General features: G+C 73.2%; 19 protein-coding genes. 7 read left to right on the top strand and 12 right to left on the bottom strand.

What is annotated here, in order from left to right; translation table 11 throughout:
* Nucleotides 1-402: 402 nt before the first annotated feature.
* The gene (locus ACWDNY_RS20995; protein WP_451647300.1) at nucleotides 403-1,200 is read right to left on the bottom strand and encodes a creatininase family protein; all 798 of its coding nucleotides are present in this window, start codon (nucleotides 1,198-1,200) and stop codon (nucleotides 403-405) included.
* A gap of 38 nt (nucleotides 1,201-1,238) precedes the next feature.
* Between ACWDNY_RS20995 and ribA the strand changes: the two genes are divergently transcribed.
* A complete protein-coding gene (gene ribA / locus ACWDNY_RS20990; protein WP_451647299.1) occupies nucleotides 1,239-1,898 on the top strand; it encodes a GTP cyclohydrolase II in 660 nt (219 codons plus the stop codon).
* Nucleotides 1,899-2,284: 386 nt separating this feature from the next.
* On the opposite strand, the gene ACWDNY_RS20985 is transcribed toward ribA, so the two are convergent.
* Nucleotides 2,285-3,517, bottom strand: coding sequence for a serine hydrolase domain-containing protein (locus tag ACWDNY_RS20985; protein ID WP_451647298.1), 1,233 nt, complete (start codon nucleotides 3,515-3,517; stop codon nucleotides 2,285-2,287).
* Nucleotides 3,518-3,744: 227 nt separating this feature from the next.
* On the opposite strand from ACWDNY_RS20985, the gene ACWDNY_RS20980 reads away from it, so the two are divergent.
* Nucleotides 3,745-4,224: a PPOX class F420-dependent oxidoreductase gene (locus ACWDNY_RS20980; RefSeq protein ID WP_451647297.1), complete on the top strand. Its 480-nt coding sequence runs from the start codon at nucleotides 3,745-3,747 to the stop codon at nucleotides 4,222-4,224.
* A 171-nt stretch (nucleotides 4,225-4,395) separates the two neighbouring features.
* Here the strand turns inward: ACWDNY_RS20980 and ACWDNY_RS20975 are convergent, their stop codons facing one another.
* Nucleotides 4,396-5,286 carry an NAD(P)-dependent oxidoreductase gene (locus tag ACWDNY_RS20975; RefSeq protein WP_451647296.1) on the bottom strand — a complete coding sequence of 297 codons (891 nt, stop codon included), beginning with the start codon at nucleotides 5,284-5,286 and terminating at the stop codon, nucleotides 4,396-4,398.
* A 186-nt stretch (nucleotides 5,287-5,472) separates the two neighbouring features.
* On the opposite strand from ACWDNY_RS20975, the gene ACWDNY_RS20970 reads away from it, so the two are divergent.
* The gene (locus ACWDNY_RS20970) at nucleotides 5,473-6,066 is read left to right on the top strand and encodes a TetR/AcrR family transcriptional regulator (protein ID WP_451647295.1); all 594 of its coding nucleotides are present in this window, start codon (nucleotides 5,473-5,475) and stop codon (nucleotides 6,064-6,066) included.
* A 319-nt stretch (nucleotides 6,067-6,385) separates the two neighbouring features.
* Here the strand turns inward: ACWDNY_RS20970 and ACWDNY_RS20965 are convergent, their stop codons facing one another.
* The gene (locus tag ACWDNY_RS20965; protein ID WP_451647294.1) at nucleotides 6,386-7,741 is read right to left on the bottom strand and encodes an MFS transporter; all 1,356 of its coding nucleotides are present in this window, start codon (nucleotides 7,739-7,741) and stop codon (nucleotides 6,386-6,388) included.
* A gap of 209 nt (nucleotides 7,742-7,950) precedes the next feature.
* A complete protein-coding gene (locus tag ACWDNY_RS20960) occupies nucleotides 7,951-8,616 on the bottom strand; it encodes a TetR/AcrR family transcriptional regulator (RefSeq protein ID WP_451647293.1) in 666 nt (221 codons plus the stop codon).
* 138 nt (nucleotides 8,617-8,754) lie between these two features.
* Between ACWDNY_RS20960 and ACWDNY_RS20955 the strand changes: the two genes are divergently transcribed.
* Together ACWDNY_RS20955 and ACWDNY_RS20950 are read left to right on the top strand one after the other, a co-directional pair.
* A complete protein-coding gene (locus ACWDNY_RS20955; protein ID WP_451647292.1) occupies nucleotides 8,755-9,639 on the top strand; it encodes a shikimate dehydrogenase in 885 nt (294 codons plus the stop codon).
* Nucleotides 9,640-9,673: 34 nt separating this feature from the next.
* Nucleotides 9,674-11,476 (top strand): bifunctional sugar phosphate isomerase/epimerase/4-hydroxyphenylpyruvate dioxygenase family protein, encoded by a 1,803-nt coding sequence (locus ACWDNY_RS20950; protein ID WP_451647291.1) that lies wholly within the window; start codon nucleotides 9,674-9,676, stop codon nucleotides 11,474-11,476.
* 145 nt (nucleotides 11,477-11,621) lie between these two features.
* On the opposite strand, the gene gnd is transcribed toward ACWDNY_RS20950, so the two are convergent.
* The 6 genes from gnd to tkt are packed head-to-tail and all read right to left on the bottom strand — an operon-like array spanning nucleotide 11,622 to nucleotide 20,150.
* A complete protein-coding gene (gene gnd / locus ACWDNY_RS20945; protein WP_451647290.1) occupies nucleotides 11,622-12,506 on the bottom strand; it encodes a phosphogluconate dehydrogenase (NAD(+)-dependent, decarboxylating) in 885 nt (294 codons plus the stop codon).
* 5 nt (nucleotides 12,507-12,511) lie between these two features.
* Complete coding sequence (pgi, locus tag ACWDNY_RS20940) at nucleotides 12,512-14,158, bottom strand: glucose-6-phosphate isomerase (RefSeq protein ID WP_451647289.1); 1,647 nt, start codon at nucleotides 14,156-14,158, stop codon at nucleotides 12,512-12,514.
* A gap of 1 nt (nucleotide 14,159) precedes the next feature.
* Complete coding sequence (gene opcA, locus ACWDNY_RS20935; RefSeq protein WP_451647288.1) at nucleotides 14,160-15,086, bottom strand: glucose-6-phosphate dehydrogenase assembly protein OpcA; 927 nt, start codon at nucleotides 15,084-15,086, stop codon at nucleotides 14,160-14,162.
* Complete coding sequence (gene zwf, locus ACWDNY_RS20930) at nucleotides 15,083-16,876, bottom strand: glucose-6-phosphate dehydrogenase (protein ID WP_451647287.1); 1,794 nt, start codon at nucleotides 16,874-16,876, stop codon at nucleotides 15,083-15,085. Before zwf ends, opcA begins: the two co-directional genes overlap by 4 nt.
* Nucleotides 16,873-18,054, bottom strand: a complete 1,182-nt coding sequence (gene tal / locus ACWDNY_RS20925; protein WP_451647286.1) for a transaldolase — start codon at nucleotides 18,052-18,054, stop codon at nucleotides 16,873-16,875. Before tal ends, zwf begins: the two co-directional genes overlap by 4 nt.
* 20 nt (nucleotides 18,055-18,074) lie before the next feature.
* Nucleotides 18,075-20,150, bottom strand: a complete 2,076-nt coding sequence (gene tkt / locus ACWDNY_RS20920) for a transketolase (protein ID WP_451647285.1) — start codon at nucleotides 20,148-20,150, stop codon at nucleotides 18,075-18,077.
* A 350-nt stretch (nucleotides 20,151-20,500) separates the two neighbouring features.
* Here tkt and ACWDNY_RS20915 point away from each other — a divergent pair, with 350 nt between their 5' ends.
* Entirely contained in the window at nucleotides 20,501-21,307 is an 807-nt protein-coding gene (locus ACWDNY_RS20915) for an AraC family transcriptional regulator (protein ID WP_451647284.1), read from the top strand.
* A gap of 185 nt (nucleotides 21,308-21,492) precedes the next feature.
* Here ACWDNY_RS20915 and ACWDNY_RS20910 read toward each other — a convergent pair whose 3' ends face one another.
* Nucleotides 21,493-22,905: a glycoside hydrolase family 16 protein gene (locus ACWDNY_RS20910; protein ID WP_451647283.1), complete on the bottom strand. Its 1,413-nt coding sequence runs from the start codon at nucleotides 22,903-22,905 to the stop codon at nucleotides 21,493-21,495.
* 419 nt (nucleotides 22,906-23,324) lie between these two features.
* Between ACWDNY_RS20910 and ACWDNY_RS20905 the strand changes: the two genes are divergently transcribed.
* Nucleotides 23,325-24,665: a 6-phospho-beta-glucosidase gene (locus tag ACWDNY_RS20905; protein ID WP_451647282.1), complete on the top strand. Its 1,341-nt coding sequence runs from the start codon at nucleotides 23,325-23,327 to the stop codon at nucleotides 24,663-24,665.
* Nucleotides 24,666-24,801 lie beyond the last annotated feature (136 nt).

The following is a 24,801-nucleotide window of genomic DNA, read 5'->3' as shown; positions in this document are numbered from 1 at the left end:
GGTGCTCAGCCTCGTGGCGAGCCTTCCCGGCCTGCTCGTCCTCGCCGCCCGCTGGTACGCCGGGCTGCGCGGGCGCGCTCCGCACCCCGGCGCCGCGACGGCCGCACCGGCAGGGGATGCGCCCGCCGATCCGGGGACGGGTCCGGGAGCACCGGGGGCACCCGCGGCAGCGACGGCCGCATCCGTCGGCGCGGGGGCACCCGCGGCAGCGACAGCCGTTGACCCGGGAGCACCTGACGCGGCGGCACCGGTTCCGCCGGCCGGCTCCGGGCACGGCTCTGCCGTGCTCGAATCACCGGCACCCGCAACGTCCGCCGGCTCCCTTCCGGGGGACCGGACGCCGCGTACCGAGTCCCGGACCCGCCCGCCGGCTCCGGAACCCGTCACCGCGTCCCGACTCCTCTACTCGCCCCGGCTGCCCGCCCCGCGCAGGGATCGGGCCGGCGTGTCCGGCGACGTGAGCAGCGAGAAATACGGGCCGAACGACGCGGCAAGGCTCGCGAGCAGTTTCTCTCCCTTTTCCGCCGAACCCAGGGAAGGACGGCCGATGACACCCGACTCGGTATAGGCGGACATTCCGGTGGTGAGCAGATGACGCCGATCGTCCGCGACGAAATCGGCGGACTCGTAACCGGCCCTGACACATTCGGGATGAGCGTGCAGAAGAATGGAGGTCTCGATTTCCCCCGCGTGCATGTCGGTGAGCAACGAGGTGCGCACACCGGCCCGTTCCCGGGCCGTCTCCCAGTCCTCCGCGGCCGGGAAGAGCGCCATCCGCTCGCCGCGCGCGGAGGCTTCCTGGACCACGTTGCCCAGTACGTAGTTCCCGCCGTGCCCGTTGACCAGCACCAGGGCGTCGACGCCCGAGCGGCGGAGCGATGCCGCGATGTCCCGTACCACCGCGTGAAGGGTCACGGAGGAGATGCTGACGGTCCCCGGCCAGGCGGCGTGCTCGTGCGAGCAGGAGATGGTCAGCGGCGGAAGGAGATGCACCGGGTGGGCGCCTGCGATCTCCCGTGCGACGGCGCAGGCGACCAGCGTGTCGGTCGCCAGCGGAAGGTACGAGCCGTGCTGTTCGAAACTCCCCACGGGCAGTACGGCGACCTGCCGTGACCGGCCCGCTCCCCGCGTCCGTACGTCCTCCGTGGTGTCCGCCGGCAACAGACCGTACGCCGCCGGCCGATTTCCCGAACCACTCATCGTTTCCCGGCCCTTCGTCTCTGCTTAGGATCCAGATCATGACAGAAAACCTCGGCGTACTCGGCACGAAGTCCCCACGGCGCACGGGTGTGGAACGCGTCGTGAATGCTCCCCTGCCCACCGTGTACGGCAAATTCCAGGCGGTCGGCTATCTCGACCACGACCGCGGTGACGAGCAAGTGGCGCTGGTCTACGGCGACATCGGCACGGAGGGCGTCCTCACCCGGCTGCACTCGGAATGCCTGACCGGCGACGCCTTCGGCTCCCAGCACTGCGAGTGCGGCGACCAGCTCGCCTCCGCCCTGCGCGCGGTCGCCGCCGAAGGCAGCGGCGTCGTCGTCTACTTGAGAGGGCATGAGGGCCGGGGCATAGGGCTGCTCGCCAAGCTGCGCGCGATGGCCCTGCAGGCGGAGGGCCTCGACACCGTCGAGGCCAACCTCGCCCTCGGCCTGCCGGTGGACGCCCGCGACTACGGGGTCGCCGCCGGGATCCTGCGCGACCTGGGCGTGCGATCGGTGCGCCTGATGTCCAACAACCCGCGCAAAGGCGAGGCGTTGGAGCAGCACGGTGTCCAGGTCGCCGAGCAGGTGCCGCTGTTGATCCCGCCGTGCGAGAGCAACATCACCTATCTGCGCACCAAGCGGGAGCGGCTCGACCACCACCTGCCCCACCTGGACGCGGTGGCGCACCTTTCGTGACGGCGGACCGGTACCCGGACGGGCGGACGGGCGGACGGAAGACCACGGACGTGGCCGACGGGGCGGGCCGGACTGACGAGACGGCCGGGACGGACGACGCGGACGGGCCGAGGCGTGGCCGGTGACCTCCTCCTCCGCTCCGGCCGCGTACGCTCCGGACGCGTCAGCCCGTCTCCGCGCCGGCCGGTCCGCGGCCGGCGTCCCGCGCCGGAGGGTCACCAGGTATGAGGGTGTCGGCCCCGCCGGACGCGGTCGTCATCGGTCTCAAAGAACTGCCCGAGCGGCCGGACGGGCTGACGCACCGCCATCTCGCAGCCGGGCGTGCCGGACCCCGCGTCTCCGGCATGATCCGCCGGACAGCCTCTGAGGGCGCCTGGGCCCGAGGTTCAGTCCAGGACCGCCTCGTGCAGCAGCCGCTTCAGCTCCGGGTAGATCCTCAGTGAGCTCCTCGGCCGGACCTGCGTCATGAACTGGAACGTCAGGTCGCGGCTCGGGTCGACCCAGAAGGTCGTGGTCGCGACGCCGCTCCAGCCGTACGTGCCGGGACCCGACGGGGCCTGCGTGCGGGCCGGGTCGACGACGACGGACACCCCGAGGCCGAACCCGACGCCGTCGTTGCCCGGCTCGTCGTGGGCAGGACGGCTGCCGAAGGAGCGCAGGTCCGCGCCGCCGGGCAGGTGGTTGCGCGTCATCAGGTGCACCGTCTCCGGGGCGAGCAGCCGGGTGCCGTCCAGCTCGCCGCGGCGGCGCAGCATCTCCATGAAGCGGTGGATGTCGTGCGCGCTCGCCGCCAGGCCGCCGCTGCCGGACAGGAAGCGGGGGCGGCCGCGCAGCAGCGGCAGGCCGGGGATCGGCTCGATGCCGCCGTCGCCGCTCTGCCCGTACAGCTCGGCCAGCCTGCCGGCCTGCTCGGCGCCGACGCAGAAACCGGCGTCGGTCATCCCGAGCGGCCGGAAGATCCGCTCGGCGAAGAAGACGTCCAGCCGTTGGCCGGACACCACCTCGACGACGCGGCCCAGGACGTTGCTGGCCACCGAGTAGTTCCACTGCGTGCCCGGGTCGAACTGCAGCGGCAGGCTCGCGTACACGTCGATCGTCTCGGCCAGGTCGGCGCCGGGTGGCACCGACGACTCCAGGCCCGCCCGCCGGTAGAGGGCGTCGACGGGGTGCGTGCGGTAGAACGCGAAGGTCAGGCCGGCGGTGTGGGTGAGCAGGTGCCGGATCAGGACGGGCCCGGCGGCCGGACGGGTGCGGACCTCGTCGCCGGACCCGCCGACGTACACGCGGGGCTCGGCGAAGACGGGGAGATGCCGCTCGAGCGGGTCGTCGAGGGACAGCCGGCCCTCCTCGGCCAGCAGCAGCACGGCGACCGCCGTGACCGGCTTGGTCATGGAGTAGATCCGCCACAGCGTGTCCGTCTCCACCGGCAGGCCCGCGGCCACGTCACGCCGCCCGTACGTGGTCAGGTGGGCGATCCGCCCGCCGCGCGCGACCGACACGACGAAACCGGGCAGACGCCCCTCGTCGACGAGGCCCGCGAGGTACCCGTCGAGGCGGTCGAGTCCCTTCGGGTCGAGCCCCGCCTCGCCCGGGCCCACGTCCTGCCGCAGCCGTGCCATGGCTTCTCCTCCGGTTCACGTCCCACGAGGACGCCTCCGGCATACCCCGGCCCGTACGCCCTCAGACCTCGGGACCACGCGCGCCCGCACCGGCGGCCCCCGGCCTCCATGATCGTCGCTCGCCGCCGGCGGCGGAACGGGATCCGCCGAAGTGGGGGGACTCCTTCGCGAAGCACCGGCCGGCAGGAGCGCGGAATGCGCGGCAGGACCGGCCGGTTGACCGGGATATGACACAGGACACGACGCACGACTCCGCGCAGGAAGCACTGCTCAGGCTGCTCGCCGAGGGCCATGCCGGGGTGCTGGTCACCCTCAGGCGCGACGGGCGGCCGCAGCTGTCGAACGTCAGCCACGCCTACCGTCCCGAGGAGAGGACCATCCGGATCTCGGTCACCGACGACCGCGCCAAGACCCGCAATCTCCGCCGGGACCCGCGGGCCTCCTATCACGTGACGACCGCCGACCGCGGTGCCTACGCGGTGGCCGAGGGCACGGCCGACCTCTCACCGGTGGCCGCCGACCCGCACGACGACACCGTCGAGGAACTGGTGCGCCTGTACCGCGACGTCCTGGGCGAGCACCCCGACTGGGACGACTACCGCGCCGCGATGGTCCGCGAGCGCCGCCTGGTGGTGCGGCTGCGGGTGGAGCGGGTGTACGGCATCCCGAGGGCCACCGGCGCCCTGGGGGCCGGGTCCGGCACCTGACGACCGCCGGCCGGGGCCCGGGGCGGGCTCCGGCACCTGGTGTCCCGCCCCCGGGCCCCGTCCCGCCCCGGTCTCACCGGCGTGTTCCCGGCCACCGCCGGTGACCCGGCCGGACCGGCGGCGGTGGTGCAGGGCCCGTCCGGGCGGCCGCGCACACAGCGACGGGGAACGTCAGCCCAGCGCGCCGGTGCCGGCGCCGCTGCGGGCCTCGAGGGCGCGGAGCACCGCCACCATGTCCTCGCCGCCGTGCCCGAGGGACACCGTCTCCTCGAACAGGGCATGGCACACGTCGAGCAGCGGGGAGGCGAGGCGGGCCCTGCGGGCGGCCTCGGCGATCAGCCGGTTGTTCTTGAGGACGTCGAGCGCGGCCGCCTGCACCGAGAAGTCCCCGTCGAGCAGCTTCGGCGCCTTCATCCGGGAGACCGCGCTGGCCATCGGGCCGGCGCCGAGGACGTCGAGGAAGAGCCGCCGGTCCAGCCCCTGCCGCCCGGCGAAGTGGAAGGCCTCCGTCAGTCCGGTCACCTGCGTGATCAGGAAGATGTTGACGGACAGCTTCATCAGCAGCGCGTTCGGCACGGGTCCGCAGGGGAACGTCTCGTGGCACATCGGTGCGAGCAGCGCCCGCACGGCGTCCACGGCAGGCTCGTCGCCGGCCAGCATCGCCACCAGCCGCCCGTTCTCCGCCGGGACGCGGGAGCCGGAGACGGGTGCCTCGACATAGCTCCCGCCCGCCGCGCGGATGTCGGCCTCCAGGGCGTGGGAGTACTCGGGCGAGGTGGTGCCCATGTGGACGACGGTCCGGCCGGTGACGCGCCGGGCGAACTCCGGGGTGCCGCGGCCCAGCGTGGCCTCGACGGCGAACTCGTCGGCCAGCATGAGGATCACCGTGTCCGTCCGCGCGAACACCTCGCCGGGGTCCGCCGCCACCTCGGCTCCGGCCGTGCGCAGCGGACCGGCCCGGGCGGCCGTGCGGTTCCAGACCAGCAGGGGGGTGCCGGCGTGGGCCAGGCGCAGCGCCATGGGCTGCCCCATGACTCCGAGGCCGATGAATCCGACGTCCATGGCGGACCGCCCTCCGGGCCGGGACGGGCTCCATGACGGCGGCCGGGCCATGACGGCCGTCATGCTATGACGGCCGTCATAGTAGCGGGCTTCATGACCGTGGTCATAGGGTGGATGACCGCGGTCGGAGAAGAAGCGCGAGGACCGGCGTACGGCCGGTCGGCGCACGGCGTCGGGAGGTCGGCGATGGCGGGGCCCGAGCGGGGACCGCGCGAGCGGATGGTGTTCAGCGCCGCCCAGCTCATCCGGCGGGACGGGGTCGGGGCGACCGGAATGCGGGACGTCGCCGCCCACGCGGACGCGCCGCGCGGTTCGCTGCAGCACTACTTCCCGGGCGGCAAGGAGCAGTTGGTCAACGAGGCCGTCGCCTGGGCGGGCCGGTACGCGGGCCGGCGGGTCGAACGCTTCGTCGCCCGGCTGGCCGAGCCGACGCCGAGCGGGCTGTTCGCCGCGATGGTGCGGCAGTGGACCGAGGAGTACGAGACGGCGGGCTTCGCCTCCGGCTGCCCGGTCGCGGCGGCGACCGTGGACTGCGTGTCGGCGGCCGACTCCACGCGGGAGGCGGCGGCCGCCGCGTTCGCGGCCTGGCGGTCGCCGGTGGCCGAGGCCCTGACGGGGATGGGTGTGCCGGCGCAGCGGGCAGAGCCGCTCGCCACGCTGATGATCAGCGCCCTGGAGGGGGCGATCCTGATGGCCCGCGCCGAACGGGACACGCGCCCCCTGACCGCCGCCGCCGAGGAGCTCGGCCCGCTCCTCGACGCGGCCATGCCCCGGTCCTGACCCGGTCCTGACCGCCGGGGCCCACGGCCGGTGCCGTCGCGGGCGCGCCGACACGGGGCGGCCTCGCCCCGCCGGTCCTGCCCCGGCGGGCGGCCTCGCCCCGCCGGTCCTGCCCCGGGCGCCCGCTCCCCTCACCGCCGATCCCGTCCGGGCGCAGGGTCCGCCCCTCCGCCGGGCTCCGTCTCGCGCCGTCCCCGCCCCACCGCCGACCCCCGCCCCACCGCCGACCCCGCCCCGGCGGCGGTGGGGCGGGGCCGCGACGGCGGCGGGGGACGGCGCGTGGTGCGCGGCGCGGCGGGCGGTAGGCGCCGTCCGCCGGTCAGGCCGAGACCGTCTCCGGGTCCCGGGCCGGCCGGCGGTTCCGCTCGCCGAGGTCCGCGGTGGGGACGCGGTGGGTCTCGCGGGCCGAGAGCGCGGCGATCACCGGCGGGACGCACAGCGCCGCCGTGAACAGGGCCACCGCCGACCAGTCCGTGCCGTCGGGACCGGCGATCCCGGCGGCGAAGGTGACCGCGAACCCGGCCACCGCGAAACCGGTCTGCGTGCCGATCGCCACGCCCGACAGCCGGACCCGGGTGGAGAACATCTCGCCGTAGAAGGCCGGCCACACGCCGTTCGCGGCGCTGTAGACGACGCCGAACGCGACCACCCCGAGGAGCAGCGTGAGCGGGTAGGACCCGGTGGAGATCGCCCAGAGGTAGAGGAACATCGTCAGCGCGCTGCCGGCGGCGCCGATCACGTACACCGGGCGGCGGCCGATGCGGTCCGACAGCATGGCCCACAGCGGAATGACGGCCAGCGCCACCAGGTTGGCGAGCGCGCCCAGCCACAGCATCGACGAGCGGGACATCCCCACCGCGTCGCTGGTCGCGTAGGCCAGGGCCCACACCGTGAAGATCGTGCTCACCGACGCGACGAGCGCACCGGCGACCACCCGCAGGACGTCCGCCCAGTGTTCGCGCATCAGCACCACCAGCGGCAGGCGGACCACGCCCTCCGTCGCGGCCTGCCGGGCGAACGCGGGCGTCTCCGCAAGCCGTCGCCGGATGACGTACCCGGCGACGGCCACCAGGACGCTGAGCCAGAACGGCACCCGCCAGCCCCAGGACAGCAACTGGTCGTCGGGCAGGGCGGAGACGGGGATGAACACCAGGGTGGCGATCAGCTGGCCGCCCTGGGTTCCGCTGAGGGTGAAGCTCGTGAAGAAGCCGCGCCGGTGTTCCGGCGCGTGCTCCAGGCTCATGGAACTGGCGCTGGCCTGCTCGCCCGCCGCCGAGACGCCCTGGAGCACACGGCACAGCACCAGCAGGACGGGGGCGGCGGTGCCGACCTGGGCACGGGTGGGCAGACAGCCGATGAGGAACGTCGACAGACCCATCAGCAGCAGCGTGAAGACCATGATCTTCTTGCGGCCCAGGCGGTCGCCGAAGTGGCCGAGGAAGAGCGCGCCGAGGGGGCGGGCCGCGTAGGCGACGCCGAAGGTGGCCAGCGACAGCAGGGTGGCGGTGGCCGGGTCGGAGGCGTCGAAGAAGACCTTCGGGAAGACCAGCGCGGCCGCGCTGCCGTAGACGAAGAAGTCGTAGTACTCCAGGGCGCTGCCGATCCAGGCGGCGGCCGCGGCCTTCTTCGGCTGGCCGGGCGGGGCGGCGTCGTGGGGCGGGGCGGGGAGGGACACGGCGGGGCTCCTTCGGGGGACTCCAACGCGGGCGGAAGCGGAGACGGCGGTTCCCTGGGGTGACGGGCCGGCCGGGCCGGGCGCGCAACGGCCCGGCAATTAACCCACTGGGTAGTTAGTGGCGGTGGCCAGTGATGTTGCGCCCGTGGCCGCGACGTGTCAAGGGGTCGCGCCCCGCGGCCCCGTCCGGGAGGCGTCCGCACGCGCGCTCAGCCGGTGGCGCGCTCGGCCGTCAGATAGGCGATCACCATGTCGCCGAGCATGGTGCGGTAGTGCTCGCGCCGGTCCGGGTCGACCAGGTCGCGGCCGAACAGGGCGCCGAAGGTGTGCCGGTTGGCGACCCGGAAGAAGCAGAACGAGCTGATCATCGCGTGCAGGTCCACGGCGTCGACGTCGGCGGTGAACAGCCCCGACTCCTGGCCGGCCGCCAGGATGCGGCGGATCACGGCGAGTGCGGGGGAGCCGATCCTGCCGAGCGCCTCCGAGGCGGCGATGTGCTCCGCCTCGTGGATGTTCTCGATGCTGACCAGGCGGATGAAGTCGGGGTGCTGCTCGTGGTGGTCGAAGGTCAGCTCCGCCAGCCTGCGGATGGCCGCGACCGGGTCCAGGTGCTCGACGTCCAACTGCTGCTCGACGTCGCGGATGACCCCGTACGCCCGCTCCAGCACGGCCGTGAACAGCTGCTCCTTGCCGCCGAAGTAGTAGTAGATCATCCGCTTGGTCGTGCGGGTGCGGGCGGCGATCTCGTCCACGCGGGCCCCGTCGTACCCGGCCCGGGCGAACTCCTGCGTGGCCACGTCGAGGATCTCGGCCCTCGTCCGGGCGGCGTCGCGGATGCGCCCGTTCGGTCGTGCCGGTTCGTCCACGCTGGTCATCGGGTTCCTCCGGGCGTAGGGCCAGTGCCGGAGATTGTAGAAGCAGGGCCGTGGGGCCGCGGCAGGGTCTTCCGGTCCACCGGCAGGGCTGATATAGCTAACGTACTGGTTCGTACATTGGAAGCTCGGGAGGTCCGCGTGGCCCAGGACTCGTATCTCGTCGGACTGATCGGTTCCGGCATCGGCCCGTCACTCAGTCCGGCGCTGCACGAGCGGGAGGCCGGCCGGCAGGGCCTGCGCTACCTGTACCGGCTGCTCGACCTCGACACCCTCGGCGTCCCGCCCGAGGCCGTCGGCGACCTGGTCCGCTCCGCCCGGAGCCTCGGGTTCGACGGGCTCAACATCACCCACCCCTGCAAGCAGCTCGTGACCGGGCACCTGGACGCCCTCACCCCGCAGGCCGAGGCGCTGGGCGCGGTCAACACCGTCGTGTTCGAGCAGGACGGCCGGGCCGTCGGGCACAACACCGACGTCACCGGCTTCGCCGCCTCCTTCGCGCGCGGCCTGCCCGACGCCTCCCTGGAACACGTGGTGCAACTGGGCGCGGGCGGCGCGGGGGCCGCCGTCGCCCACGCCCTCCTCACGCTCGGCGCCGCGCGGCTGACCGTCGTCGACGCACTGCCCGACCGCGCCGACGCCCTCGCCGCGTCGCTGAACCGCCACTTCGGCGCCGGCCGCGCGTCGGCCGCCGGACCCGGCGCGCCGGCGGACCTGCTCCCCGGCGCCGACGGCCTCGTGCACGCCACCCCCACGGGCATGGCCGCCCACCCCGGCCTGCCGCTGCCGGCCGGTCTGCTGCACCCCGGCCTGTGGGTCGCCGAGGTGGTCTACCGCCCGCTGGAGACCGAACTGCTGCGCACCGCCCGGGCGCTCGGCTGCGCCACGCTCGACGGCGGCGGCATGGCCGCCTTGCAGGCCGCCGACGCCTTCCGCCTGTTCACCGGGCGGGAACCCGACAGCGCCCGGATGCTCGCCGACCTCGCCGAGCTCACTGGCGGCCCGGTCGCGGCCCGCCACCGGTGAGCGGCCGCGGCCCGGAACAGGAAGAGGTACCGACGTGCGTACGTCCATCGCCACCGTCTCGCTGAGCGGATCCCTCACGGAGAAACTCACGGCCGCCTCCCGGGCCGGCTTCGACGGCGTGGAGATCTTCGAGAACGACCTGCTCGCCAGCCCCCTGACCCCCCGGGAGATCCGCGCCCGCTGCGCCGACCTCGGCCTCACCGTCGAGCTGTACCAGCCCATGCGGGACATCGAGGGCGTGCCCGCCGGGCGCTTCGCCCGCAACCTGCGCCGCGCCCGGCACAAGTTCGAGCTGATGCGCGAACTCGGCGCCGAGACGGTGCTCGTCTGCTCCAGCGTCTGCCCCGAGGCCCGGGACGACGACGCCCTGGCCGCCGCGCAGCTGAGCGAACTGGCCGACCTCGCCCAGGACTTCGGTGTCCGCGTCGCCTACGAGGCCCTGGCGTGGGGCCGGCACGTCAACACCTACGACCACGCCTGGCGCATCGTCGAGGCCGCGGACCACCCGGCGCTCGGCACCTGCCTGGACAGCTTCCACATCCTCTCCCGCGGCTCCGACCCCGCGGGCATCGCGGACATCCCCGGCGAGAAGATCTTCTTCCTCCAGCTGGCGGACGCCCCGCTGCTCGCGATGGACGTGCTGCAGTGGAGCCGCCACTACCGCTGCTTCCCCGGGCAGGGCGGCTTCGACGTCGCCGGACTCCTCCGGCACGTGCTGCGCACCGGCTACGACGGCCCGCTCTCCCTGGAGGTCTTCAACGACGTCTTCCGGCAGGCCGAGGCCGGCCCGACGGCGGTCGACGCCCACCGCTCGCTGCTCGTCCTGCAGGAAGCCGTCGGCGCCGCGGAACTCCCCGCGCCCGTCGTTCCCACCGGTGTCGCCTTCGCCGAGCTGGTCACGGCCGACCCCGAACCGGTCGCCGCCGTGCTCGAAGCGCTGGGCTTCACCCGCACGGCGCGGCACCACGGCAAGCCGGTGGACCTCTGGCAGCAGGGCGGCGCGCGCCTCCTGGTCAACACCGGACCGGCCGTGCGCCGGGGCGGCACCGGGCTCGCCGCGATCGGACTGGAGTCACCGGACCCGGCGGCCGCGGCGCGCCGCGCGGAGGGGCTGCTGGCGCCCGTGCTGCCGCGCCGCCGCACACCGCGGGACGTCCCGCTCGAGGCGGTGGCGGCGCCCGACGGCACCGAACTCTTCTTCTGTGCGTCCCCCGGACGGGACGGTGCCCCCGCGCTGCCCGACTGGCGGGCCGACTTCGAGGACACCGGCCGGGCGCCGGGCACCGGGGGCGTCACCGGTGTCGACCACCTCGCCCTCACCCAGCCCTGGCACCACTTCGACGAGGCGGCGCTCTTCCACCGCAGCGTCCTCGGTCTGGACGCCGAGGAGAGCGTCGACCTCGCCGACCCCTACGGGCTGCTGCGCAGCCGCGCGGTGACCAACGCCGACGGCAGCGTCCGCATCGCCCTCAGCGTCGGCGCGGCACCCGTCGACGACACCGTCCACGCCCAGCACATCGCACTGGCCACCGGCGACGTGGTCGCCGCCGCCCGCCGCTTCACCGAGGCCGGCGGCCGGCTGCTGGCCGTTCCCGCGAACTACTACGACGACCTGGCGGCCCGCCACGACCTGCCGCCGGAGGAACTGGACACCTACCGCGAGCTGAACATCCTGTACGACCGTGACCAGGGCGGCGCCTTCCGGCACTGCTACACCGAGACCATCGGCCGCGTCTTCTTCGAACTCGTCCAGCGGGACGCCGGCCACCGCGGCTACGGCGCCGCGAACGCCCCGGTCCGCCTGGCAGCCCAGCACGCCCGACGCCCCCCACGATGAGGCTCCGGCGCGCCGCGCCGGGTGAGGTCGCCGGCCCCGGCACCACCGCGGACCCACTTGGCGGGGCCGGCGGTCCTCGCCGCGCGCTCGGCGCGGCAGGGCATCCCGCCCCACCGCGCCGAGCGCCTCCGCCGCCTGTGCGGCACTAGTCGTTCTTCGCCGCCTCGACCGCGTGGCCCCCGAACTGGTTGCGCAGGGCGGCGACCATCTTCATCTGCGGGGAGTCCGGTTGGCGGGAGGCGAACCGGGCGAAGACGGAGGCGGTGATGGCCGGGAGCGGCACGGCCTTGTCGATGGCCGCCTCCACCGTCCACCGGCCCTCGCCGGAGTCCTCCGCGTAGCCCCGCAGCTTGTGCAGGTGCTCGTCATCGTCGAGGGCGTGGACGGCCAGGTCCAGCAGCCAGGAGCGGATGACCGTGCCCTCCTGCCAGGAGCGGAAGACCTCGCGGACGTCGGTCACCGAGTCCGCGGCCTCCAGCAGCTCCCAGCCCTCGGCGTAGGCCTGCATCATGGCGTACTCGATGCCGTTGTGGACCATCTTCGCGAAGTGGCCGGCGCCCACCCTGCCCGCGTGGACGTAGCCGTAGGGGCCCTGCGGCTTGAGGGCGTCGAAGATCGGCCGGAGCCGCTCGACGTGTTCCTTGTCGCCGCCGACCATCAGGGCGTAGCCGTTCTCCAGGCCCCACACGCCGCCGGAGACGCCGGCGTCGACGAAGCCGATGCCCCGCGCGCCCAGCTCCTTGGCGTGCTTCTCGTCGTCCGTCCACCGGGAGTTGCCGCCGTCGACGACGATGTCGCCGGGGCCGAGCAGGTTCGCCAGCTCGTCTATGACGCTCTGGGTGGCGGCGCCCGCGGGGACCATCACCCAGACCGTTCGGGGTGCTTCGAGCTTGTCGACGAGGTCGGCCAGGCTGCCGACGTCGGAGACGGACGGGTTGCGGTCGTAGCCGACGACGGTGTGGCCGGCCTTGCGGAGGCGCTCCCGCATGTTGCCGCCCATCTTGCCGAGGCCGATGAGTCCGAGCTGCATTGGGTTCACTTCTTCCTGAGCGAGCGGTAGGCGGCAACCAGGGCGGCGGTGGACGGGTCGAGGCCGGGGACGTCGGCGCCCTCCCTCAGGGCGGGTTCGACCCGCTTGGCGAGGACCTTGCCCAGCTCCACGCCCCACTGGTCGAAGGAGTCGATGTTCCAGACGGCGCCCTGGACGAACACCTTGTGCTCGTACAGCGCGACGAGCTGGCCGAGGACCGACGGGGTCAGTTCGGTGGCGAGGATCGTGGTGCTGGGGCGGTTGCCGTGGAAGGTGCGGTGCGGCACCTGCTCCTCCGGGACGCCCTCGGCCCGCACCTCCTCGGCGCTCTTGCCGAAGGCGAGCGCCTGTCCCTGTGCGAACAGGTTGGCCATCAGCAGGTCGTGCTGGGCCTTGAGTTCGTCGCCGAGCTCGTCCACGGGATTGACGAAGCCGATCAGGTCGGCCGGGACGAGCTTGGTGCCCTGGTGGAGCAACTGGTAGTACGCGTGCTGGCCGTTGGTGCCGGGAGTGCCCCACACCACCGGCCCGGTCTGCCACTGGACGGGCGTCCCGTCGCGCTGCACCGACTTGCCGTTGGACTCCATGTCCAGCTGCTGGAGGTAGGTGGTGAACTTCGACAGGTAGTGCGAGTACGGCAGCACCGCGTGCGTCTGCGCGTCGTGGAAGTTGTTGTACCAGATGCCCAGCAGGCCGATGATCAGCGGGGCGTTGGCCTCGGCGGGCGCGTTGCGGAAGTGGTCGTCGACGATGCGGAAGCCGTCGAGCATCTCCCGGAACCGGTCGGGGCCGATGGCGATCATCAGCGACAGGCCGATGGCGGAGTCGTAGGAGTAGCGGCCGCCGACCCAGTCCCAGAACTCGAACATGTTGTCCGGGTCGATGCCGAACCCGGTGACCTTCTCCCGGTTCGTCGACAGGGCGACGAAGTGCCGCGCGACGGCCTTCTCCTCGCCGAGCCCGGCCAGCAGCCACGAGCGGGCGGAGGTGGCGTTGGTGATCGTCTCGGTGGTGGTGAACGTCTTGGAGGCGACGATGAACAGCGTCTCCGCCGGGTCCAGGTCCCGCACCGCCTCGTGCAGGTCGGCGCCGTCCACGTTGGAGACGAACCGGAACGTGAGCGAGCGGTCCGTGAACGGGCGCAGCGCCTCGTACGCCATCGCCGGCCCCAGGTCGGAGCCGCCGATGCCGATGTTGACGACGTTGCGGATGCGCTTGCCGGTGTAGCCGGTCCACTCGCCCGAGCGGACCCGCTGCGCGAAGTCGGCCATCTTGTCCAGGACGGCGTGCACCTTGGGGACGACGTTCTCGCCGTCGACCTCGACCACCGCGTCGCGGGGGGCGCGCAGCGCGGTGTGCAGGACGGCGCGGTGCTCGGTGACGTTGATCTTCTCGCCGCGGAACATGGCGTCGCGCAGGCCGAACACGTCGGTGGCGGCGGCCAGTTCGCGCAGCAGGGCGAGCGTCTCGTCGTTGACGAGGTGCTTGGAGTAGTCGAGGCGCAGGTCACCGACGCGCACCGTGTAGCGTTCCGCGCGCGTGGGATCCGCCGCGAACAGCTCCCGCAGGCTGGGATTCCGCATCGCGCCGGCGCGGTGGTCCGCCAGGGCGGTCCACTCCGGCCGCCGGTTGAGCAGGGGGGTGTCGGACATGTCAGACGGTCTCCTTGCTGCCCTCGCCCCGCAGGGCGATGGCGTACATCTCGTCGGCGTCGAGGCGGCGCAGCTCCTCGGCGATCAGTTCGGAGGTGGGGCGGACCTTCAGGGCGAGGGTGCGCGACGGCTGGCCCGGGAGGGTCAGCGTGGCCAGCGGTCCCTCGGGCCGGTCGATGACGATGTCCCCGGCGTCGGTGCCGAGCCGTACGGCCGTCACGACCGGGCCTGCGGTGACGACACGGTCCGCCGTGACGCCCAGCCGGGCCTCCAGCCAGCGGGCCAGCAGCTCCGCGCTCGGGTTGTCCGCCTCGGCCTCCACGGCCGCCGACGTCACCTCCATCCGGGCCTGGTCCAGGGCCGCGGCGAGCATCGAGCGCCACGGCGTCAGGCGGGTCCAGGCCAGGTCGGTGTCGCCGGGCGCGTAGGAGCGCACGCGGGTCTCGAGCACCTCCAGCGGATGCTCGACGGCGTACAGATCGGTGATCCTGCGCTGGGCGAGCGCGCCCAGCGGGTCCTTGGCGGGGTTGTCGGGCGCGTCCACCGGCCACCACACGACGACCGGCGCGTCCGGCAGCAGGAGGGGCAGCACCACGGAGTCGGCGTGGTCGGTCACCTCGCCGTACAGCCGCAGCACGACCGTCTCGCCGGTGCCGGCCTCGGAGCCCACCCGCACCTCGGCGTCCAGCCGGGACTGGGTGCGGTCGCGCAGGGTGCGGGCGTGCCGCTTGATGACGACCAGGGTGCGCGAGGGGTGCTCGTGCGAGGCCTCCTCCGCCGCCCTGAGCGCGTCGTAGGCGTTCTCCTCGTCCGTGACGATGACCATCGTCAGGACCATGCCCACGGCGGGCGTTCCGATGGCGCGTCGGCCCTGCACCAGCGCCTTGTTGATCTTGCTTGCCGTGGTGTCGGTCAGGTCGATCTTCATGGCCTGCGCCAGCTCCGTCCGTCTCGTGCGAGCATCTCGTCGGCTTCCCGCGGTCCCCACGTGCCCGCGGGGTACTGCGCGGGCTTGCCGTGCCTGTCCCAGTAGTCCTCGATCGGGTCGAGGATCTTCCAGGACTCTTCCACCTCCTGGTGGCGGGGGAACAGGTTGGCGTCGCCGAGCAGCACGTCGAGGATGAGCCGCTCGTACGCCTCCGGGCTGGACTCCGTGAAGGACTCGCCGTAGGCGAAGTCCATGGTCACGTCGCGGAGCTCCATGGAGGTGCCCGGCACCTTCGAGCCGAACCGCACCGTCATGCCCTCGTCCGGCTGGACGCGGATCACGATCGCGTTCTGGCCGAGTTCCTCGGTGGCCGTGGAGTCGAACGGGGAGTGCGGGGCGCGCTGGAAGATGACCGCGATCTCCGTGACGCGGCGGCCGAGCCGCTTGCCCGTGCGCAGGTAGAACGGGATGCCGGCCCAGCGCCGGTTGTCGATCTCCAGCTTGACCGCCGCGTAGGTGTCGGTCTTCGAGTGCGGGTCGATGCCCTCCTCCTGGAGATACCCCGGGACCCGCTTGCCGCCCTGCCAGCCCTCGGCGTACTGGGCGCGCACGGTGTGGGCGCCCAGGTCATCGGGCAGCTGCACCGACTTGAGTACCTTCAGCTTCTCGGTGAGCAGTGCCTCCGCGTCGAAGGCGATGGGCTCCTCCATCGCCGTCAGCGCCATCAGCTGCAGCAGGTGGTTCTGGATGACGTCGCGGGCGGCGCCGATGCCGTCGTAGTAGCCGGCGCGGCCGCCGATGCCGATGTCCTCGGCCATCGTGATCTGCACGTGGTCGACGTAGCTGCGGTTCCACACCGGCTCGTACATCTGGTTGGCGAAGCGCAGCGCCAGGATGTTCTGGACGGTCTCCTTGCCCAGGTAGTGGTCGATGCGGAAGACCTGGTCGGGGTCGAAGACCTCGTGCACGATCCGGTTCAGCTCGCGGGCGCTGCGCAGGTCGTGGCCGAACGGCTTCTCGATCACCGCCCGCCGCCAGGAGCCCGGCGGCGCGTCCGCCAGACCGTGCTTCTTCAGCTGCTGCACGACCTTGGGGAAGAACTTCGGCGGCACGGAGAGGTAGAACGCGAAGTTGCCGCCGGTGCCCCGGGAGGCGTCCAGCTCCTCGACGGCCTTCCGCAGCTGCTTGAACGCGGTGTCGTCGTCGAAGTCGCCGGGGACGAACCGCATGCCCTCGGCGAGCTGCTGCCAGACCTCCTCGCGGAACGGCGTGCGGGCGTGCTCCTTGACGGCGTCGTGCACGACCTCCGCGAAGTCCTGGTCCTCCCAGTCACGCCGGGCGAAGCCGACGAGGGAGAAGCCCGGCGGCAGCAGCCCGCGGTTGGCGAGGTCGTAGACGGCGGGCATGAGCTTCTTGCGGGACAGGTCGCCGGTGACGCCGAAGATGACGAGACCGGACGGTCCGGCGATGCGGGGCAGCCGGCGGTCGGCGGGGTCCCGCAGGGGATTCACCCAGTCGGTGGCGGGCACGAGGGGCAGGCGCACGTCGGCCTTCGGCGCGCGGGCCTTCGCGGCGCCGTCGTCCGACGCGGACGCGTCCTGGTTCCCCGCGGCCCTGGCGGCCTGTGTCGCCTCGGGGGACGCCTCGGGGGACGCCTCGGGCGTGCCCTCGGCCTCGCGCGCCTGCGCCGCCTGGGGGGTTCCGGCGGCCTCGGCGGACTCCGTGGCCTCGGGGGATTCCGTGGCCTCGGCGGCCTTCGCGGCCGCCGCCTGGGCGGGCTTCTTGCTCATTCCGCGTCAACTCCCTTGCTGTCGAGCGACTTCGTCACCGTGACCAGCAGGTCCTGCCAGGCCTTCTCGAACTTGGCGACGCCCTCGTCCTCGAGCTGCCGCACGACCTCGTCGTAGGAGATGCCGAGCGCCTCCACCGCCGCGAGGTCGGCGCGCGCCTGCTCGTAACCGCCGGTCACCGTGTCCCCCCGGATGTCGCCGTGGTCGGCGGTGGCGTCGAGGGTGGCCTGCGGCATCGTGTTGACCGTGCCCGGCGCGACCAGCTCGTCCACGTACAGGGTGTCCTTGTACGCCGGGTCCTTCACCCCGGTCGACGCCCACAGCGGACGCTGCGCGTTGGCACCGGCGGAGGCCAGGGCGAGCCAGCGCTCACCGGCGAAGACCTCCTCGTAGGCCTGGTAGGCCAGCCGCGCGTTCGCCAGCGCGGCCCTCCCCTTCAGACCGAGCGCCTCGTCCGTGCCGAGCAGCGTCAGCCGCTTGTCGACCTCGCTGTCGACGCGTGAGACGAAGAACGAGGCGACGGAGTGGACCGTCGACAGGTCTACCCCCGCGGCCCTCGCCTTCTCCAGGCCGGCGAGGTAGGCGTCCATCACCTCGCGGTAGCGCTCCAGGGAGAAGATCAGCGTGACGTTGACGCTGATGCCGAGGCCGACCACCTCGGTGACGGCCGGCAGGCCCTCCCGGGTCGCGGGGATCTTGATCATGACGTTGGGCCGGTCCACCAGCCAGGCCAGCTGCCGGGCCTCGGCGACGGTCGCCCGCGTGTCGTGGGCGAGGCGGGGGTCGACCTCGATGGACACCCGCCCGTCCCGGCCGCCGGTGGCGTCGTACACCGGGCGCAGGACGTCGGCGGCGGCACGCACGTCGGCGGTGGTCATCATGCGCACGGCCTCCTCGGCCGTGACGCCCCGCACCGCCAGATCGGCGAGCTGCTCGTCGTAGCCTCCCGCATTCCCGGCCGCACCCGACGCGGTGGACCCCGCTCCCGAGCCGATGGCGGCCTGGAAGATCGACGGGTTGGTGGTGACGCCGACGACGGAACCGCTCTCGACCAGCTCGGCCAGGTTGCCCGAGGTGATCCGCCCGCGCGACAGGTCGTCCAGCCAGATCGAGACGCCCTCGTCGGCAAGGCGCTTGAGTGCTCCCGCGGTGGCGGTTGCTTCGGTCACTGTGATCATCTTCCTTACTGGCGATCGGATCAACCGCGCGCGGCAGCCAGCGATTCCCGGGCTGCGGCGGCGACGTTCTCGGGGGTGAAGCCGAACTCGGCGAACAGGGTCTCGGCGTCGGCGGACGCGCCGAAGTGCTCGAGGGAGACGACGCGTCCCGCGTCCCCGACGAAGCGGTACCAGGTCAGGGCGATACCCGCCTCGACGGCGACGCGCGCCTTCACGGACGGCGGGAGCACGTCCTCGCGGTACTCGCGCGGCTGCTCCTCGAACCACTCCACGGACGGCATCGACACCACCCGGGCGCCGATGCCCTCGGCCTCCAGCCGCTCCTGGGCGGCCACGGCGAGCTGCACCTCGGAGCCGGTGGCGATCAGGACCACGTCGACCGTGCCCGTGGAGGAGTCGCGCAGGACGTAGCCGCCCCGGGCGGCGTCCGGGTTCGGCGCGTACGTCGGCACGCCCTGGCGGGTCAGGGCGAGGCCGTGCGGGGCCGGGTGGGTGGAGTGCCGCTTGAGGATCTCGCCCCAGGCCGCCGCTGTCTCGTTGGCGTCGGCCGGGCGGACGACGTTCAGGCCGGGGATCGCGCGCAGCGAGGCCAGGTGCTCGACCGGCTGGTGGGTCGGGCCGTCCTCGCCCAGGCCGATGGAGTCGTGCGTCCACACGTAGGTCACCGGCAGTTGCATGAGTGCCGACATGCGGACGGCGTTGCGCATGTAGTCGGAGAACACCAGGAAGGTGCCGCCGTAGATACGGGTGTTGCCGTGCAGGGCGATGCCGTTCATCTCCGCGGCCATGGAGAACTCGCGGATGCCGAAGTGGATGGTCCGCCCGTACGGATCGGCCCCCGGCAACGGGTTGCCCTTCGGCAGGAACGACGACGTCTTGTCGATGGTGGTGTTGTTGGAGCCGGCCAGGTCGGCGGAGCCGCCCCACAGCTCGGGGATCACCTCGCCGAGCGCCTGCAGCACCTTGCCGGAAGCGGCTCGGGTGGCCACCGCCTTGCCCTCCTCGAAGACCGGCAGGGCGTCCTCCCAGCCGCCGGGCAGCTTCCCGGCGACGATCCGGTCCAGCAGCTGCGCGCGCTCGGGCTGCGCGTCGCGCCAGGCGTCGAGCTGCTTGTCCCAGGCCGCGTGCGCCTCGGCGCCCCGGTCCAGGGCCCGGCGGGTGTGGGCCAGGACGTCGTCGTCGACCTGGAAGGAGCGCTCCGGGTCGAAGCCGAGGACGCGCTTGGTGGCGGCGACCTCGTCCTCGCCGAGCGCCGAGCCGTGGGCGGCCTCGGTGTTCTGCGCGTGCGGTGCCGGCCAGGCGATGATCGTGCGCATCGCGATGATGGAAGGGCGCCCGGTCTCTGCCTGCGCGGCCCTCAGCGCCGCGTACAGCGACTGCACGTCGACGTCGCCGTTGTCCGCCGGCTCGATCCGCTGCACGTGCCAGCCGTAGGCCTCGTAGCGCTTCAGCACGTCCTCGGAGAACGCGGTGGCCGTGTCGCCCTCGATGGAGATGTGGTTGTCGTCGTAGAGGAAGACGAGGTTGCCGAGCCTCTGGTGGCCGGCCAACGACGACGCCTCCGCGGAGACGCCCTCCTGCAGGTCGCCGTCGGAGACGATGGCCCAGATGGTGTGGTCGAAGGGGGACTCGCCCTCGGGGGCGTCCGGGTCGAACAGGCCGCGCTCGTAGCGAGCGGCCATGGCCATGCCGACGGCGTTGGCGGCGCCCTGGCCGAGCGGTCCCGTGGTGGTCTCCACACCGGCCGTATGCCCGTACTCCGGGTGACCAGGCGTCTTCGAGCCGTGGGTGCGGAAGGCCTTCAGGTCGTCCAGCTCCAGCTCGTAGCCGGCCAGGTAGAGCTGCGTGTACAGGGTGAGCGAGGCGTGGCCGGGGGAGAGGACGAAGCGGTCGCGGCCGGTCCACTCCGGGTCGGCCGGGTCGTGACGCATCACCTTCTGAAAGAGCGTGTACGCGGCGGGCGCGAGGGCCATGGCGGTGCCGGGGTGGCCGTTGCCCACCTTCTGGACGGCATCGGCGGCCAGCAGGCGCGCGGTGTCGACGGCACGCCGGTCGAGATCGGTCCACTCCAGGTGGCTGGGTGTCTGCGTGCTCATCTTCAAGAAATCCTCGGATGGAGACGGTATGCGGGCCGGACGCGTTCGAATCTAAAAGTCTGACTTTTTTCGGGAAAGGTCTTCGTGTGTCAGCCTGTGGTGAAAGTGGGACACGCTGACGGCTCAGCGCCTGATCAAGGCGGCACGAGAAGGACATGGCGGACGAAACGCTGCATGGCGCGGACGGGGGCGGAGGCGCAGGCCGGAGGGGCGGCGCGCCCACGCCCGCGGGCGCCGCAGGGACCGCCCCCGCGGGGGGCGGCACGGGCGCCGGCGAGGGCACGGACACAGACGGTGGCGGGATCAGGACCTTCCCCTTTCCGGTCGACCTCAGCGTCTGCGGTGTCGGCATGCAGGTCGGCCCGATGGGACCCGACCGCACCTGGCACGCCGACGCGCCCCTGCACCGCGTCCACCGCATCGACTTCCATGTGGTCATGCTCTTCAGCGGCGGCCCCGTGCGGCACATGATCGACTTCGCCGAGTACGAGGCCGGGGCGGGCGACGTGCTGTGGATCCGCCCAGGGCAGGTCCACCGCTTCTCCAGGACGGGCGAGTACCGCGGAACCGTGCTGACCATGCAGCCCGGCTTCCTGCCGCGTGCCACGGTGGAGGCCACCGGCCTCTACCGCTACGACCTGCCGCCCCTGCTGCACCCCGACGAGGCGCAGCGCGAGGCCCTGCTGGCGGCGCTCACCCAGCTGCGGCGCGAGTACGAGGACACCACCACCCTGCCCCTGAGCCTGCACACCGCCGTCCTGCGCCACTCGCTCACGGCGTTCCTGCTGCGCCTCGCCCATCTCGCGGCGAGCTCGGGGAAGGCGGTCGGGGAGCAGGCCGACACGACGTTCACCCGCTTCCGCGACGCGGTCGAGCAGGACTTCCCCGTCAACCACAGCGTCAGCGCCTACGCCGACGCCCTCGGCTACTCCCGCCGCACCCTCGTCCGTGCCGTGCGCGCCGCCACCGGCGAGACACCGAAGGGCTTCATCGACAAACGCGTCGTCCTGGAGGCCAAGCGCCTCCTCGCCCACACCGACCTGCCGATCGGTCGCGTCGGCGCTGCCGTGGGCTTCCCCGACGCCGCCAACTTCTCCAAGTTCTTCCAGCTGCACACGGGGCAGACCCCGGTGGCCTTCCGGGCGGAGCTGCGCTGAGCTCCGCACACGGCGACGGGCCCCACACCCGGGTGTGGGGCCCGTCCGTCCGGCAGGCCCGTGCGCGCCGAGGGGGAGCCCTCCCGGAAGGTGCGGCACCGACCGGCGCCGGCCGCCGGGGGCGGGCGGTCGCGGTCGGTGCCGAGGGGCCGGTGCCGGCCCGGGCTGGTCGCCGGGTGCGCCGGTCAGTGCCCGAAGGTGAACCAGTTGACGTTGACGAAGTCCGCCGGCTGGCCGCTCGTGAAGGTGAGGTACACGTCGTGCGTCCCGGTCACCGGGCTGATGTTCGCCGGGACGGTCCGCCACGACTGCCAGCCGCCGGTGTCACCCACCGCGAAGCTGCCGACGGGGGCGTTGGAACGGCTGTCCAGGCGCACCTCGACCAGCCCGCTGACGCCGGCTGCCGCGCCGCCGGCCACCCGTGCGGAGAACTGCCGGGCCGCCGTGGAGCCGAAGTTGACGCCCTTGTACAGGGCCCAGTCGCCGTTCGCCAGGGAGGAGAGGTTCAGGCCGCCGCCGGTGTCCGAGGTGGCCTCGGTGCCCACCCCGGACTGGCTGTCGTAGGACTCGGCCTGGATGGTGCCGTAGGCGTCCCGGTTGCCGGACGGCGGCGGCGTGGTGGGGCCGCCCCCGGAGGACTGCAGCACCTGGACGTAGTCGACGACCATCGGGTGGCCGGGCTCGGTCCCGCCGTCGGGGCCTCCGCCGAACGCGCCCGGGAAGCCGCCCCCCATCGCCACGTTCAGGATGACGAAGTAACCGTGGTTCGTGGCGTTCGCCCACGTCGTGGCGTCGACCTGGTTGGCCCGCACGGTGTGGAAGTTGACGCCGTCGAGGTAGAAGCGGATCTCCTCGGGGCCGGTCGACCTGTCCCACTCCATCGAGTAGGTGTGGAAACCGGCCTGACACGTCGTGCCCGCACAGGAGGTCGAACCGCCGATGCCCGAGGTCTCGTTGCACGGCCCGCCGGGGTTGGTGCCGCAGTGCATCGTGGCCCAGTCGGTGTTGAGGCCCTGCACGTTCTCCATGACGTCCAGCTCGCCGACGGCCGGCCAGTTCTGGTAGTTGCCCCGGAACGGCGCGCCCAGCATCCAGAACGCGGGCCAGTACCCCTTGGCGGCGGCGCCCGTGACGTTCGGCATCTGGATGCGGGCCTGGACGCGCAGCTTGCCGCCGGACGGGGGCTGGAAGTCGGTGCGCCGGGTCTCGATGCGGCCCGACGTCCAGTGGCCGGAGGCGTCGCGGCGCGGGGTGATCTGCAGGTTGCCGTTGCCGTCGAGCGCGACGTTGCTGGTGCTGGAGGTCATCGTCTCGACCTCGCCGGTACCCCAGTTGGGGGCGCCGCCCGGATACGACGTGCCGGTGTCGTACTGCCAGTTGGTGGTGTTGACGCCGGAGCCGGCCGCCCCGTCGAAGTCGTCCAGGAAGACCTGCGTCCAGCCCGACGGGGGCGTCGGCGCGGAGGCGTTCGCGGGGAGGGTGGCGGCGGTCGCGGCGGCCGCCGCGAGACCGAGCGTGCCGATGACGGCGACGAGCGCGCGCCGCAGGGGACGCCGTCCGCCGGGCGCGGCGGACGGTGTGCCGGAGGATCTGCTCATGTGGGGGCCTCTCGGGTACGGGGCTGATGCGCGGGTGCCTCGCAGGAGGGCGCTCAGAACGGTCTTGAGAGCGCTCTCATGCGATGGTTGCGGGCTCAATGTGCTCTCCGCCGCCTCCGCGGTCAAGAGGTGAAGCCGAGAAAGTCCGTGCGGCATACGGGAGTTCAGGCAGTGAACGTCCAGACGCGCGGCCGGCGGGGCAGGACGCGGCGTCCCGGACGGCTGAAGGGGGCGGCCTCGCCCGGGCGGGTGACAGGCAGGGGCCGCACCGGGCCGGAACAGCGGCCGGGGGCGCGCACCTCCGGCGCAGGGCAGCCCAGGCCCACCGGCAGGCCGGGGAGGGGCAGCGCAGGGGCCGCGGAGGCGCGGGGGCGCCACCGCGCTGGATCACCGGTCGCGGCGGCCTCTAAGGTGCAGGCGTGAGGCTGACGATTCTGGGCGGTGGCGGATTCCGGGTGCCGCTGGTGTACGGCGCGCTGCTGCGGGACCGCGCCGAGGGCCGGGTCACGGCGGTCGTGCTGCACGACGTGGACGCCGGCCGGCTCTCCGCTGTGCGCCGGGTGCTGGCCGAGCAGGCGGCGGGGGTGCCCGACGCGCCCGAGGTGACCGTCACGACCGACCTGGACGAGGCGCTGCGCGGCGCCGACTTCGTGTTCTCCGCGATCCGCGTCGGCGGCCTGCAGGGGCGCGCCGACGACGAGCGCATCGCCCTCGCCGAGGGCGTCCTCGGCCAGGAGACGGTCGGCGCGGGCGGCATCGCCTACGGCCTGCGCACCGTCCCCGTGGCCGTCGACATCGCGCGCCGGGTGGCCCGGCTGGCTCCCGGCGCCTGGGTCATCAACTTCACCAACCCGGCCGGCCTGGTCACCGAGGCCATGTCCCGGTACCTCGGCGACCGCGTCATCGGCATCTGCGACTCGCCGGTCGGGCTCGGCCGCCGTATCGCCCGCGTGCTCGGCGTGGACCCGGACCGGGCCTGGATCGACTACGCCGGCCTCAATCACCTGGGCTGGGTGCGCGGCCTGCGCGTCGACGGCCGCGACCAACTGCCGCGCCTGCTCGCCGACCCGGAGCTTCTCACGTCCTTCGAGGAGGGCAGGCTCTTCGGCACCGAGTGGCTGCGGTCGCTCGGGGCGGTGCCCAACGAGTACCTGCACTACTACTACTTCGGCCGCGAGACCGTCCGGGCCCACCAGGAGGCCGAGCACACCCGCGGTGCCTTCCTGCGCGACCAGCAGGCCCGGTTCTACGAGGAGCTCCGCAAGCCGGACGCGGACGCCCTGGCCGTCTGGGACCGCACCCGCGCCGAGCGGGAGGCCACCTACATGGCGGAGAACCGCGACAGCGCGGGCGCGGGCGAGCGGGACGCCGAGGACCTGTCGGGCGGCGGCTACGAGAATGTCGCGCTGGCGCTGATGCGGGCCGTCGCCCGCGACGAACGCACCACGCTGATCCTCAACGTCCGCAACCGCTCGACCCTGACGGTGCTGGACGCCGAGGCGGTCGTCGAGGTCCCGTGCCTGGTCGACGCGAACGGGGCGCACCCGGTCGCCGTGGACCCGCTGCCCGGTCACGCCGCCGGACTGGTCTGCGCGGTGAAGGCGGTCGAGCGCGAGGTGCTGGCGGCCGCGGCGTCGGGGTCCCGTGCCACGGCGGTGAAGGCCTTCGCCCTGCACCCGCTCGTCGACTCGGTCGGTGTCGCCAGGCGCCTCGTCGACGGCTACACGGCCGTCCACCCGGGCCTCGCGTACCTGAAGTAGGGCCGGTACGGAGACCGGTCGGTCGCTCCCCCGTGACAACGACCGACCGGCCCGCCCCCCGGGGCCCCCCCCCCCCCCCCCCGCCCCCCCCCCCCCCCCCCGCGGCCCCCCCCCCCCCCCCCCACCACGCGCAAGC

It is taken from the genome of Streptomyces sp. NPDC003697 (assembly GCF_053587115.1).
This window is presented reverse-complemented; position numbering and strand designations above follow the sequence as displayed.

Excerpts from the sequence above, each read along its gene's own strand:
- ACWDNY_RS20980 (WP_451647297.1), top strand. The coding sequence starts at position 3,745 with ATGACACAGGACACGACGCACGACTCCGCGCAGGAAGCACTGCTCAGG.
- gnd (WP_451647290.1), bottom strand. The coding sequence starts at position 12,506 with ATGCAGCTCGGACTCATCGGCCTCGGCAAGATGGGCGGCAACATGCGG.
- zwf (WP_451647287.1), bottom strand. The coding sequence starts at position 16,876 with ATGAGCAAGAAGCCCGCCCAGGCGGCGGCCGCGAAGGCCGCCGAGGCC.
- opcA (WP_451647288.1), bottom strand. The coding sequence starts at position 15,086 with ATGAAGATCGACCTGACCGACACCACGGCAAGCAAGATCAACAAGGCG.
- ACWDNY_RS20970 (WP_451647295.1), top strand. The coding sequence starts at position 5,473 with ATGGCGGGGCCCGAGCGGGGACCGCGCGAGCGGATGGTGTTCAGCGCC.
- pgi (WP_451647289.1), bottom strand. The coding sequence starts at position 14,158 with ATGTCCGACACCCCCCTGCTCAACCGGCGGCCGGAGTGGACCGCCCTG.
- tal (WP_451647286.1), bottom strand. The coding sequence starts at position 18,054 with ATGATCACAGTGACCGAAGCAACCGCCACCGCGGGAGCACTCAAGCGC.
- ACWDNY_RS20975 (WP_451647296.1), bottom strand. The coding sequence starts at position 5,286 with ATGGACGTCGGATTCATCGGCCTCGGAGTCATGGGGCAGCCCATGGCG.
- ACWDNY_RS20915 (WP_451647284.1), top strand. The coding sequence starts at position 20,501 with ATGCAGGTCGGCCCGATGGGACCCGACCGCACCTGGCACGCCGACGCG.
- ACWDNY_RS20995 (WP_451647300.1), bottom strand. The coding sequence starts at position 1,200 with ATGAGTGGTTCGGGAAATCGGCCGGCGGCGTACGGTCTGTTGCCGGCG.
- ACWDNY_RS20910 (WP_451647283.1), bottom strand. The coding sequence starts at position 22,905 with ATGAGCAGATCCTCCGGCACACCGTCCGCCGCGCCCGGCGGACGGCGT.
- ACWDNY_RS20985 (WP_451647298.1), bottom strand. The coding sequence starts at position 3,517 with ATGGCACGGCTGCGGCAGGACGTGGGCCCGGGCGAGGCGGGGCTCGAC.
- ribA (WP_451647299.1), top strand. The coding sequence starts at position 1,239 with ATGACAGAAAACCTCGGCGTACTCGGCACGAAGTCCCCACGGCGCACG.
- ACWDNY_RS20960 (WP_451647293.1), bottom strand. The coding sequence starts at position 8,616 with ATGACCAGCGTGGACGAACCGGCACGACCGAACGGGCGCATCCGCGAC.
- tkt (WP_451647285.1), bottom strand. The coding sequence starts at position 20,150 with ATGAGCACGCAGACACCCAGCCACCTGGAGTGGACCGATCTCGACCGG.